The following is a 12,764-nucleotide window of genomic DNA, read 5'->3' as shown; positions in this document are numbered from 1 at the left end:
GGAAACAAACCCGCCTTCCTTGGTTTGATGACACCCGAAACAGCCTGGAGATTCCCTATGCGCGTCGGTGTGCCGAAAGAGATCAAAATGCATGAATATCGCGTCGGGCTGACGCCCGGCGCGGTCCGCGAATACGTCCATGCCGGCCACGAAGTCGTGGTCGAGACCGGCGCCGGCGCCGGGATCGGCGCGAGCGACGAGGTCTACCGTACCGCCGGCGCCCGCATTGCCGGCACCGCCGCCGAGATCTTCTCGACCGCCGAGATGATCGTGAAGGTGAAGGAGCCGCAGCCGGGCGAATGGGCGCAACTGCGCGCCGGCCAGATCCTGTTCACCTATCTCCATCTCGCCGCCGATCCGGCCCAGGCCAGGGGCCTGATCGAATCCGGCTGCACCGCCATTGCCTACGAGACCGTGACCGACGCACGCGGCGGCCTGCCGTTGCTGGCGCCGATGAGCGAGGTCGCCGGCCGACTTTCGATCGAGGCGGCGGGCGGCGCCCTGCAGCGCCATCGCGGCGGCCGTGGCCTGCTGCTGGGCGGCGTGCCGGGCGTGAAGCCGGCCCACGTCGTGGTGCTGGGCGGCGGTGTCGTGGGCACGCATGCCGCGCGCATGGCGGCAGGCCTCGGCGCCGAAGTCACGGTGCTCGACCGCTCGCTGCCGCGGTTGCGGGAGCTCGACGATCTGTTTCAGGGCCGGGTCCGCACGCGCTATTCGACGATCGACTCCATCGAGCAGGAAGTGTTCTCCGCCGACGCCGTGATCGGCGCGGTGCTGGTGGCCGGCGCCACTGCACCCAAGCTGGTGACCAAGGCGATGCTCAAGTCGATGAAGCCGGCCTCGGTGATCGTCGACGTCGCCATCGACCAGGGCGGCTGCTTCGAGACCTCGCACGCCACCACGCATGCCGAGCCGACCTACGAGGTCGACGGCATCATCCATTATTGCGTGGCCAACATGCCGGGCGCGGTCCCGCTGACGTCGAGCGAGGCGCTGAACAACGCCACCCTGCCCTTCGGCCTCGCTCTCGCCGCCAAGGGCCTCGCCGCCATCTCCGCGAACCCGCATCTCGCCGCCGGCCTCAACGTCCATCGCGGCCAGCTGACACACAAGGCGGCGGCCGAGAGCCTCGGCCTTCCCCACGCGCCCGCCGAGCAGGCGATCGCCGGCTGACCCGAGTTCTCCCCGCCTCCTCCGTCAGGGGCGGGGAGATTCCGCCCCTGACGGCCGACTTGATTCCATCATTCCAATGATCTATGGATTGTTAGATCGACGGCAAGGGAACCCATGCTCAAAACAGCCGGCGGCCGGCACCTGGAAGAAGCGGCCCGCATGTTCGACGCCCTGTCGGACGTTGCGCGCCTGCGGACCCTGATGCTGCTCGCCGACAACAGTCTCAGCGTCTCGGAAATCGCCGCCGCCGAGGAGGAGAAGATCACCACCGTTTCGGCGCGCCTTCAGGTGTTGCACGCCGCCCGACTGATCGAGCGCCAGAGGGAGGGCAAGAGCGTCATCTATCGGATCGCCGACGATCACGTTCTCACGCTTGTCCGCAATGCCGTCGCCCACGCCGGCGAGAGGCACTGATTCTTCAGGAAAGGATGAATGTCATGTCCAGCCACGACCACAAGATCCATGCCGACCATCCGCACGCGCACGGTCCGGCCTGCGGCCATACCGCGATCAAGCACGGCGAGCATCTCGACTATCTGCACGATGGCCATCTCCATCACCCCCACGGCGATCACGTCGACGAGCACACGATCGAGGTGAGCGCCCACAATCCGGGGGCCTGCACGCCCGACCATGTCTGTGCCGGCCATGACAAGAACCACAAGCACGGCCCAGGCTGCGGCCACGAAGCGGTGCCGCATGGCGACCATGTAGACTATCTGGTCGACGGGCACCTGCATCACCCGCACGGCGCCCATTGCGACAATCACGGGCCCGTCGAGATCGTCCAGTAAGCCGCGTAACGGCGGACCGGTGACGGGGCGGGAGGCAACTCCCGCCCTTTTTATTTGCCTCGCACTCTCCGCAGCTTGACCAATAGAAATGTTATACTGTAACAACATTGGAGGTCGTCACAGTCGTCCCTGACGTCGGAGAGGACTCCCCTTGTCTGGTACCGTGAGCAAACGGGTCGTCGAGAGCCCCGACGACGCCGTCCTGGATCGGGTTGTCGAGAACGACGTCGCCCTCGCCATCTGGCATCGCCCGCAGACGGCGGGGCTGGCGGCCTGGCTCGATTCCCTGCCGACGGAACGCCTGCCCGAGGGCCACTTCATCGGACCGGCCGCCTGCGTCCCGGCCCGCCTCGCCGCCCTCTGCGATCTCGTGGCGCTGGCCGACAGTTCCGAGCGACGGGCGCTGATCGACGACATCTCAGCCCTCGCACGCGGCTTCGCCGCGCGCACCGGCAGCCGAGACGTCGACCTGCGCTTGGAAGCGATCGCCCACGATGCCTGCTGGCGCTTCCATCGCGACCATGTCGGCTACCGTCTCAATGCAACCTATCGCGGTCCCGGCACGCAATGGCCGCCACTGGGGCATGCCGCCCGGGCGCTGAAGGCGCAGCGCCGCTATCGCGGGCCCTTGAACGAGTTCCCGCGCTTCGCCGCCGGTCTCTTCAAGGGCGTGGTGCGCGCCGGCACGGAAGCCATCGTGCACCGCTCACCGCCGGTCGCCGGTAGCGGCCAGACGAGACTCTTTCTCTGCCTCAACGAGGTTCACGACGATGAATAGGCTCCCCGTCACCGTGCTGTCCGGCTATCTCGGCGCCGGCAAGACGACCTTGCTCAATCATGTCCTGAACAACCGCGAGGGCCGCAAGGTCGCGGTGATCGTGAACGACATGAGCGAGATCAACATCGACGCTGCCCTCGTGCGCCAGGGCGGCGCCGAGTTGAGCCGCAGCGAAGAAAAGCTGGTCGAGATGTCGAACGGCTGCATCTGCTGCACCCTGCGCGAGGATCTCCTGCAGGAGGTCGAGCGGCTGGCGGGCGAGGGACGCTTCGACTATCTGCTGATCGAATCGACCGGCATTTCCGAGCCGATGCCCGTCGCCGCCACCTTCGAATTCGAGGACGAGGCGGGCAAGAGCCTGTCGAAGGTCGCGCGCCTCGACACGATGGTGACGGTGGTCGACGCCCGGGCCTTCATCGAGGACTACAGCTCGGCCGACTTCCTGCACCAGCGCGGCCAGACCGCCGAGCCGGAAGATACGCGGACGGTGGTCGACCTGCTGGTCGAGCAGGTCGAGTTCGCCGACGTCATCGTCGTGAACAAGGCCGATCTCGTCTCACCAGATGAACTCGGCTTCCTGAAGACCATGCTGCGACGCCTCAATGCCAAGGCCCGGATCGTCACGGGCGAATTCGGCAGGGTGCCGCTCGACCAGATCATGGACACCGGCCTGTTCTCCTACGAGAAGGCGAGCGAAGCTCCCGGCTGGATGCAGGAGATGCGCGGCCTCCATACGCCGGAGACCGAGACCTACGGTTTCTGGAGCTTCGTCTACAAGGCCCGCCGGCCGTTCAATCCCATGCGCCTCTATGCCCTGCTCAACGGCCGCTGGGACGGCGTGATCCGCTCCAAAGGCTTCTTCTGGCTGGCGTCCCGCATGAACTTCGCGGGCTCCCTCAGCCAGGCCGGCGGCATGCTGCGCCACGAAGCGGCGGGCGCCTGGTGGGCGGCGGTGAAGCGCGAGGACTGGCCGCAGGACTCGACCTGGCGCGCCACCATCCGCAACTCCTTCAAGAGTCCCTATGGCGACCGCCGGCAGGAGATCGTCTTCATTGGCACGAAAGGTATGGACCGCAAGGAACTCACGCGCCGTCTCGACGACTGCCTGCTGACCGACGCCGAAATGACGATGGGACCCGTGATGTGGGCACGCTTCCCCGACCCCTTCCCCGTCTGGAAAATGCCGGGACAGGAATGACCCGGCCACAGCGGCAACGCGATGGCGGGCCGCTCGTGCCCGTGTCGCTGCTGACCGGGTTTCTCGGCAGCGGCAAGACGACGGTCCTCAACAGGCTTCTGTCCCGGGCGGCGTTCGCGCGCACCGTCGTCGTCATCAACGAGTTCGGCGAAGTCGGTCTCGATCACGAACTGGTCGAAAGCTCGACCGAGGACATGGTCCTGCTGAAGAGCGGGTGCCTTTGCTGCACGATCCGAGGCGACCTGGTCGACACGTTGCGCGGCCTGACCGCCCGCAAGTTGAATGGAACCGTCACGCCGTTCGACCGGGTGCTGATCGAGACGACGGGACTCGCCGATCCGGCGCCGATCCTGCACACGCTGATGTCGGATCTCGCGCTCACCTCGGCCTACCGCCTGGATGGCGTCATCACGACCGTGGATGCCGCGACCGGCGAACCCACGCTCGACCGGCAGATCGAGTCCGTGAAGCAGGCCGCCGTCGCCGATCGCCTGCTGCTGACCAAGACCGACCTGGTCACGCCGGCGCAATCGATGGCCCTGTCGCAGCGGCTGCGCCGCCTGAACCCGGCGGCCCCGATCATCGTCAGCCGGCAGGGTGAGGTCGACCCTGCGAGCCTTCTCGATGCCGGATTGTACAATCCCGAAACCAAGAGTCTGGACGTGCAGCGCTGGCTGAAGGCCGAAGCCTACACGTCTGGACATGAGCACGGGCACGGGCACGGGCACGGGCACGGGCACGGGCACGGGCACGGGCACGGGCACGACATCAACCGGCACGACGAGCACATCAAGGCCGTCTGCCTGACGGTGGAAGAGCCCATCCCGGCCTCCGCCTTCGACACCTGGCTTGGGCTTCTCCTGGGAATGAAGGGCCCCGACATACTGCGCGTGAAGGGCATCGTGAACATCGAAGGCTTCGACGGGCCTCTCGTCATCCACGGGGTGCAGCACGTCTTTCACCCGCCCCTGCAGATGAAGAAATGGCCGGGCCGCGACCGCCGCACGCGCATCGTGTTCATCACCCGCGACCTCGACGAATCGGCCCTTCGCGACACGTTGAGGATGTTTACCCGCGACCCGCCGCCGCCCTCCTGAGTCTCACGAAGCGACGGTTGGCGCGGACTCTCTATCGTCGCCTGCGCAAAGCGTAGGGTAGGTGAGGTGGGTCAAGGCCTCCTGCCGTCAGCCACCTCGTTCGCAATCAGCACCACCTCACCTCCCCGTTGCTTGCGCAACGGGTCCCTTCCTCTCCCCCACTTCGTGGCGGAGAGGACATATGAGGGGCAGAAGCGGTCAGACCTTCTCCAGGCCGCACCATTCGGCGATGAACAGCGCCGTCGACTGGGTGATCTTGCGGATCGATTCGATGTTCACCCGCTCGTCGAAGCCGTGCACGTCGTCGGACTGCGGTCCATAGACCAGAGCCGGCAGGCCGGCATAGAGGCCGAAGAAACGGGCGTCGGTCGTGCCGGTGGTTCGCCGGTCGTCGAGTTCGGCGCCGAACACCGTCTTGTGCGCCTCGGCCAGCACGTCGCGCACATGCTCGTGGTTCTTCAGCACGTAGGGCTCGGCCTGGAAGCCTTCCCAGCTGATGGTCGGCAGGTTGTTGCCAAGGAAGGGATCGTTGGCGGCGGCGCGGTGGATCGTGTCCTCGACCTCCTGGCGGCACTCCTTCAGCGTCTGGGTCGGCAGCACGCCCACGCGCATGTCGAAGGTGCACCAGGACGGGACCGAACTCGCCCAGTCGCCGCCGGCGATCTTGCCGACGTTGAAGTTCACCGGATGGTGATGGTCGCAGAAGTCCTTGTCGTGCACCTTCAGCGCGTTCCACTTCTTCTCGAGTTCGCGCAGCTGCTGAATGATGCGGTAGGCCGATTCGATCGCGTTCGAGCCGGCATCGGCCTTGTAGACATGCACCGGGTGGCCGGTGACCTTGACCTGGAACCACATGACGCCGACCTGAGCCACCGTGAGCGTGCAGCCCGACGGTTCGGGGATCAGCGCCGCGTCGGCGCGATAGCCGCGCTGCAGGCAGGCGAGCGCGCCGTTGCCGGTGCATTCTTCCTCGACCACCGATTGCTGGTAGACGTCGGCCGCCGGCATGTAGCCCAGAGCGCGGAGCGCGCGCAGCGCGAAGACGTTGAGGATCAGCCCGGCCTTCATGTCGCCCGAGCCGCGGCCGTACATCCAGCCGTCTTTGACGTAGGCGTCGTAGGGATTGCGGGTCCACATCTCGTGCGGTCCCTCGGGCACCACGTCGATGTGGCCGTTGAGAATCAGCGACCGGCCCTTGGGATTGGACGGCCGCCAGGCGCCGACCACGTTCCAGGCATCGTCGTAATCCAGCGAATGCGGCGAGTAGCCCGGCAGGTGCTTGAGGTCGTCGATCTTGACCTGCCAGCGGTCGATGCCGAGCCCGTCCTCCTTGAACAGGCGCGCCATCATGTCCTGGGCCGGCGCTTCCTGGAAACGGGTGGAGGGGATTCTGACCAGATCGGCCAGCACGTTCGTCTGATCGTCGAAGCGGCGATCGACTTCGTCCATGATTTTGGACTTGAGCGATGAATCGAGCATGCGCGGACTTTGGCGCAGCTCCGGTACGCCGTCTATAGTTTCGGCGGAGGAAACAAAATGTACCCGGGCAAATACGCGACGACGCAGGCGTCCCATCCTGCGGTGATCATGGCGGGCAGCGGCGAGACCGTGACCTATGGCGAACTGGAGGCGCGCAGCAACCGGCTGGCGCACCTGCTGCGCGCCCACGGCGTGAAGCGGCTCGACCACTATTCGATCTTCATGGAAAACAACGCGCGCTACGTGGAGTGCTGTACCGCCGGCGAACGCACCGGCACCTACTACACGTGCGTGAACTCGTTCCTGACGGCCGAAGAGCTTGCCTACATCCTGAACAACAGCGCCTCGAAAGTGCTCATCACCTCGCAGGCCAAGCGGGACGTGGCCCTGGCGGCCCTGGCCCACTGTCCCGGGATCGCGCTCTGCATCGTCGTCGACGGGCCCGGCGGCGGATCGGCCGGCGAAGCAAAGATCGTCAATCTCGCGGAGGCGACGACCGGCCTGCCCACGACGCCGATCGCCGACGAATCGCTTGGGACCGCGATGCTCTACTCGTCCGGCACCACGGGACGGCCGAAGGGGATCGTGCGGCCGCTGGCCGAACAGCCGCCGTCGCAACTCCTGCCGATCTTCTCCTTCCTGCTGAAGCTCTGGCAGTACCGCGAAGGCATGATCTACCTCTCGCCGGCCCCGCTCTACCATTCGGCGCCGCAGGCGGCGGTGAACCTCACGATCCGCATGGGCGGCACCGTGATCGTCATGGAGCGCTTCGACCCCGAGCATTACCTGCAGCTCATCGAAAAGCATCGCGTCACGCACAGCCAGCTCGTGCCGACGATGTTCTCGCGGATGCTGAAGCTGCCGGAGGAGACGCGGAAGCGGTACGACCTCGGCTCGCTGGAGATCGCCATCCATGCGGCGGCGCCCTGCCCGGTCCAGGTGAAGGAACAGATGATCGCCTGGTGGGGTCCGATCATCCACGAATATTACGGCGCCACCGAGGGGCTGGGCTTCACCGCCTGCAACGCGCAGGAATGGCTGGCGCACAAGGGCACGGTGGGACGCGTCCTCCTGGGCGAACTGCACGTGCTCGACAATGACATGAAGCCGCTACCCACCGGCACGGCCGGGACCCTGTGGTTCAGGACCGCGACGCCGTTCGAGTATTTCAACGATCCTGCCAAGACACGCGAGGCGCGTTCCGAGGACGGCACGATGAGCACGGTGGGCGACGTCGGCTATGTCGATGCCGACGGCTACCTCTACCTGACCGACCGCGCGACCTTCATGATCATTTCCGGCGGCGTGAACATCTACCCGCAGGAATGCGAGAACCTGCTGATCACCCATCCCAAGGTGGCAGACGCGGCGGTGTTCGGCGTGCCCAATGCCGATCTCGGCGAGGAGGTGAAGGCGGTCGTCCAGCTCGTGCCGGGCGTGCCGAAGACGGCTGCCACCGCCGAGGAGCTGATCGCCTTCTGCGGCCAGCATCTCGCCCGGCAGAAGGTGCCGCGCTCGGTCGATTTCGAGGACGAGCTGCCGCGCCTGCCGACCGGCAAACTCTACAAGCGCCTGCTGCGCGACCGTTACTGGGGCGACAAGAAGAGCCGCATCGTGTGACTCATCGGCGCGACCGGCGCTGCGAACGCGACAGCATCGCCGCGGGAAACAGGGCCAGAAGCGCCACCACGCCCACAACGATGAACGTATCGGAGAACGCCATCATCTGCGCGTTGCTCTGCAACATCGTGGCCAGATACTCGAGGGCGCCCGCCTTCTGCTGCTGGAACGGCAGGCCGCTCTTCTGCATCAGGTGCTCGACCTGGGTCAGCATGCGGTCGGTCGTGCGGTTGCCCCAGTCCTGGGTGGCGGTCAGTGCGTCGGCATGGAAGCGGGTGCGGATCTCGAAGAAGGCGACCATCAGGTTGATGCCGAAGGCGCCGCCCAGCTGGCGCATGAAGTTGGCGACGCCCGAACCCTGGCGCACCTTGTCGGCCGGCAGCGCCTTCAGCGACGAGGCATTGAGGCTGGGATTGATGAACCCCAGCCCCAGCCGGGACACCATGACCATGCAGACCAGCGTCCAGAAGGTCGTGTCGATGTCGGCGGTCGTCATCCAGGCGAAGCCGGCCGCGAACAGCACCAGCCCGCCGATAATCATCGTCGAGGCCGGCATGGCGTCGGACAGGCGGCCGGCGAGCGGGAAGATGAAGGCCAGCATGATGCCGGCCGGCATCATCATCAGCCCGGCCAGCAGCGGCGTGAAGCCGATGATGGTCTGCACGAAGACCGGAATGATGTAGGTAGAGCCCATCATGCCGGCGCCGAAGATGAAGGCGATGAGGGCGGCGGCGGCGAACTCGACGTTGCCGAAGATGCGCACGTCGAGCAGCGCCCGCGGCGTGTAGAGCTCCCAGCAGACGAAGGCGACCGTGGCCACCGCGCCGAGAACCAGCCGGAACACGATGGTGTCGGAGCTCCAGCCCTCGCGCTGGCCGTCGGCGATGCCGGTCATCAGCCCCAGCAGCGCCGTGCAGAGAAGCGCGAAGCCCAGCCAGTCGAAGGGCGGAATGACCTTGGGGATCGGCCGGGTCGGCATGAACACCATGCCGAGGACGGCCGCGACGACGCAGAACGGCAGCGAGATGAAGAAGACGTAGCGCCACGAGAAGTATTCGATCATCAGCCCGCCCAGGGTCGGCCCGATCGCCGGCGCGAAGACGACGCCGAGACCGAACACGCCCATCGCCATGCCGCGGCGCTCCGGCGGGAAGACGGTGAAGATCGTGGCCATGACCAGCGGCTGGGCGATGCCGGCGCTGAACCCCTGCAGGACGCGGGCGAAGATCAGCGCATCCTCGGTCGGCGCCGAGCCGCCCATCAGGGCGCCCACCGAGAAGAAGAACAGCGCGCCCACGAAGGTGCGCCGCTCGCCCAGGATGCCGCTCACCCAGGCGTTGATCAGCATGCCCGCCGTCATCGTCGCCATGTAGGCCGACGACATCCACTGCGCCTTGTCCTGGCCGATGCCGAAAGCGCCCATCACGTCGGGCACCGCCACGTTCACCGTGGTCATCGCCAGCACCATCGACACGACGCCCATCATGCCGGTGACGGTGACCAGCCAGCGATAGGAGGGCCCGTAGCGCTCCGTGAGCGCCGCCGCCGTCTGCAGGGGAACGGCTGCCGCCGTCATGATGCGGCTACAGCATTGGCGTTGCCCATGCTTCGAGACGCTCGCTCTGCTCGCTCCTCAGCATGAGGTCGTTTTGGTTCCAAAATCGCAAACCTCATCCTGAGAGCTTGTGAGTGTATTGGGCAAGCTCTCGGGGGTGTATTGGCGTGGGCTGCTACGCCGGGCGCCGTTGTTGTCTTGGGGTGCGTTGGTGGCCGTAGCGGTGCAGGCCCCGGAATGGCCTGGTCATGCATTGGTTGTCTTGAGGCGGTGGCCGGCGATGATGTTGTTGGCAAGGGCGAACCAGAGCAGGACGGTTTTGACCTTGTGAACGCCGCGCACGGTGAACTGGCGCAGGCCCCACTGCCGGAAGCGGGCGTTGATGCACTCGCCCGTCCCCCGTCGTTTGTAGACGCCCTTGCCGTGCGGGCTTCGCATACGCCGGCGCCAGGCGGCAACGCCGGGGCCGTCCTGGGGCCGCGGCGCATAGGGATCGCTCTTGTGCTTGTTCCGGGTGGTCGGTCCGTAGATCAGCACACCCTGCTTGAACGCCTCTTCCGTATCCTCGTTCTTGTTGAAACCCCCATCGACCAGATGGCGCCGGGGCTGCCGTTGATAGCGTTCTTTCAGCCGCTCCAGCATGGGCCGCAGCAGGCCGCGGTCCGAACCCGTGGTGTCGATGGCGACGTCGACCACGATCTGGCCTTTGGCCACCGTGCCGATCTGGCAGTTGTAGGCCGGCCGGAAGCCGCCATCCGCCATCTTCATGACGCGCGCCTGGGGATCGGTGGTCGAGGTGCGAGGCTCCTTCTGCTTGGCCACCTGCTTCTTGTTGGTCTTGCCGCGTCGCTCCCGCTCGGCCTCGATCTCGGCCAGCTTGTCGAGCGCCGTCGCCACGCGCTGCTCGCGCTCGCGCGCGGCCCGCTCCTGGGCCGCCTTGATGCGCCGGTTGCTGGCGTCGGGGTCCTCGTCGAGTTCCCGCTTCAGATACTCGACCAGCCGGCCTGCCTTCTTCAGGTGCTTGTGCAGGCTCTGCCGGCGCCGGAACGAAGAGGCTCCCGCGCCCGCCCGCACCCGAACCCCGTCCTGCACCACCTCGGCAAGCTCGATCACATCCTCCGCCATGAGTGCCGCGATGTTGTGCGTCAGAAGCCGATCCAGCAGTTCGCCATGACCGCTGCGGAAGTCGGCCAGACCGTGATAGTTCACGCTCACCCCGCCGCACAGCCACCGATAGGCATCGTGGCTCGCGCACAGCCGCTCCAGCGCCCGCGCGCTGCCCACGCCCTGGCTCGTCGCATAGAGCCACAGCGCCAGCAGAAGACGAGGGCTCGCCGGAGCCTGGCCCGGCGTGTGCTCGCGAGCCCCGATCGCGTCCTCCAGCACCTTCAGGTCCAATCGCTCGACATACCGCCAGATCACCCGCGCCGGATGATCCGCCGCCAGAAGGCTGTCGAGATCTACCGGCCGAAGTTCCACCTGCCGCCGCTCCGGCTCGCGCATCCGCGGCTTGCCCGACCCGTGCTCGGCCTTCGCCACCAACTGCTCCGGAAGATCGCCGAACAAACCCTTCTCCGGCATCAACTCCTCCACCAAATTCGCTTCGATGGAATCATCACGGGCGGGCATCCGAAAGACAAAGATTCACAAATTCTGAGGAGGCCGCGGCGCGGCCGTCTCGAAGGATGGGCAACGACATGATCGCCTGCTCCGCCTTACCGAATGTCAATTTCGACTTCGACCATCATGCCGGGCGTGAGCGGCTTCGGCATCTGGACGATGTCGATCTTCACCGGCACGCGCTGCGTGATCTTGGTGAAGTTGCCCGAGGGATTGGGCGTCGGCAGCAGCGCGAAGCGCGCGGTCGTGGCGCTGCCGATGCGCCCCACCCGGCCGACGAACGTGTCGTTGGGATAGGCATCGACCGAGACGCGCACGGTCTGGCCGAGCTTGAGCTTGCCGACCTGGGTTTCCTTGATGTTGGCCTCGACCCAGACCTCGTCGGGATTGTGCAGCAGCAGGATGCGCTGGCCTGCCGCTACATATTCGCCCGGCAAGGTGAAAGTGCGGTCGATCACGGCAGGGATCGGGCTCTTGATCGTGCGGTCCTCGACATCGACCTGCTGCTGGCGCATTTGCGCCGCCAGCACCGCGACTTGGTGGGTCAGCGCCTCGATCTGCGCGTCGATCACGCCCAGACGATCATGGCCGACCTTCGCCTCGCCGAGGCTGCCTTCGGCCTGCTCGTGCTCGGCCTGGAGCTGCAGGATCTGGATCTCGAGCTTCGTCACCGCCGCCTGCGCCACCTGGAGCTGCCGCTCGTTGATGACCTTGCTGGCGAACAGCGTCCGGCTGCGATCGAGTTCGAGCCTCGCGAAATCGAGGTCGGCATTCAAGGCGGCCAGTGCCTTCTCGCGGACCGTGATGGTCGAGGTGCGCGTGCGCATCGCGGCATCGGCTTGGTTCTGGTCGAGCTTGCGCTCCGCCCGCAGTCTTGCCCGTTCGACCCGCACGCCTTCGATCTGCGCCCGCAAGCCGTCGACGCGCAGCTTAGCCGCGCGGTCGTCGATCTTCACCAGGGTCTGGCCCGCCTCGACGCGCTGGCCTTCGCGCACCGGGAGTTCGACGATCCAGCCTTCGGCGCGGCTCGACACGGTCACGATGTCGGCGGTTACGCGCGCATCGTATTCGTAGACATGGGTGAGACGCAGATGGAGCTCGCGGCCGCCATAGGCGACCGCCGCGAGCAACAGGAGGCCGATGACGATGGAGCGCGGCCGCTTCAGGACACGCATGATGCCGGACGTCCGGCTCACCCGCGCTGGAGGCGCCAGGCCGACTGCCGGCGATACGGGCGATGTCTTGAGAGCGGGCGGCGGCACCGACTGATCCACGACCTATCCTGCCGTTCTCAACCGGGGTTTCGCGCTGTTGTCATGAAAAAAGAATAGTGCCGAAACAATCGGCGGGCCAACGATCTTCGCGCGATCACATGGATTTGCAGCAACGCGTGCCTTGCATGGCCCGCCATCAGTTCCGCACGCGGGCTCGACGCTCTTGCCAAAACAGG

11 protein-coding genes are annotated in these 12,764 nt (G+C 66.2%); 7 read left to right on the top strand and 4 right to left on the bottom strand.

Going from position 1 to position 12,764, the window contains the following annotated elements:
* Positions 1-57 precede the first annotated feature (57 nt).
* The 6 genes from ald to ACP15H_RS25545 all read left to right on the top strand — a co-directional run bounded on the left by ald (position 58) and on the right by ACP15H_RS25545 (position 5,040).
* Positions 58-1,173: an alanine dehydrogenase gene (gene ald / locus ACP15H_RS25570; protein WP_425068946.1), complete on the top strand. Its 1,116-nt coding sequence runs from the start codon at positions 58-60 to the stop codon at positions 1,171-1,173.
* A 114-nt stretch (positions 1,174-1,287) separates the two neighbouring features.
* Positions 1,288-1,587: an ArsR/SmtB family transcription factor gene (locus ACP15H_RS25565; RefSeq protein ID WP_425068945.1), complete on the top strand. Its 300-nt coding sequence runs from the start codon at positions 1,288-1,290 to the stop codon at positions 1,585-1,587.
* Between the two features lie 23 nt (positions 1,588-1,610).
* Entirely contained in the window at positions 1,611-1,967 is a 357-nt protein-coding gene (locus ACP15H_RS25560; RefSeq protein ID WP_425068944.1) for a hypothetical protein, read from the top strand.
* A gap of 163 nt (positions 1,968-2,130) precedes the next feature.
* Positions 2,131-2,745 (top strand): DUF1826 domain-containing protein, encoded by a 615-nt coding sequence (locus ACP15H_RS25555; protein ID WP_425068943.1) that lies wholly within the window; start codon positions 2,131-2,133, stop codon positions 2,743-2,745.
* Positions 2,738-3,943: a zinc metallochaperone GTPase ZigA gene (zigA, locus tag ACP15H_RS25550; protein ID WP_425068942.1), complete on the top strand. Its 1,206-nt coding sequence runs from the start codon at positions 2,738-2,740 to the stop codon at positions 3,941-3,943. Before ACP15H_RS25555 ends, zigA begins: the two co-directional genes overlap by 8 nt.
* Positions 3,940-5,040, top strand: coding sequence for a CobW family GTP-binding protein (locus ACP15H_RS25545; protein WP_425068941.1), 1,101 nt, complete (start codon positions 3,940-3,942; stop codon positions 5,038-5,040). Before zigA ends, ACP15H_RS25545 begins: the two co-directional genes overlap by 4 nt.
* Before the next feature lie 198 nt (positions 5,041-5,238).
* On the opposite strand, the gene ACP15H_RS25540 is transcribed toward ACP15H_RS25545, so the two are convergent.
* Positions 5,239-6,519 (bottom strand): ArgE/DapE family deacylase, encoded by a 1,281-nt coding sequence (locus ACP15H_RS25540; RefSeq protein ID WP_425068940.1) that lies wholly within the window; start codon positions 6,517-6,519, stop codon positions 5,239-5,241.
* A gap of 57 nt (positions 6,520-6,576) precedes the next feature.
* On the opposite strand from ACP15H_RS25540, the gene ACP15H_RS25535 reads away from it, so the two are divergent.
* Positions 6,577-8,139: an AMP-binding protein gene (locus ACP15H_RS25535; protein ID WP_425068939.1), complete on the top strand. Its 1,563-nt coding sequence runs from the start codon at positions 6,577-6,579 to the stop codon at positions 8,137-8,139.
* Between the two features lies 1 nt (position 8,140).
* Here the strand turns inward: ACP15H_RS25535 and ACP15H_RS25530 are convergent, their stop codons facing one another.
* From ACP15H_RS25530 to ACP15H_RS25520, 3 genes are all read right to left on the bottom strand, one after another.
* Complete coding sequence (locus tag ACP15H_RS25530) at positions 8,141-9,715, bottom strand: DHA2 family efflux MFS transporter permease subunit (protein ID WP_425068938.1); 1,575 nt, start codon at positions 9,713-9,715, stop codon at positions 8,141-8,143.
* Positions 9,716-9,940: 225 nt separating this feature from the next.
* Positions 9,941-11,275 carry an IS1182 family transposase gene (locus ACP15H_RS25525; protein WP_425067152.1) on the bottom strand — a complete coding sequence of 445 codons (1,335 nt, stop codon included), beginning with the start codon at positions 11,273-11,275 and terminating at the stop codon, positions 9,941-9,943.
* 134 nt (positions 11,276-11,409) lie between these two features.
* Positions 11,410-12,588, bottom strand: a complete 1,179-nt coding sequence (locus ACP15H_RS25520; RefSeq protein ID WP_425068937.1) for an HlyD family secretion protein — start codon at positions 12,586-12,588, stop codon at positions 11,410-11,412.
* Positions 12,589-12,764: the final 176 nt, after the last annotated feature.

Source organism: Reyranella sp. (assembly GCF_965249915.1).
Classification (GTDB): Bacteria; Pseudomonadota; Alphaproteobacteria; order Reyranellales; family Reyranellaceae; genus Reyranella.
The sequence above is the reverse complement of the archived record's forward strand: the minus strand, read 5'-3'. Positions and strand labels throughout refer to the sequence as shown.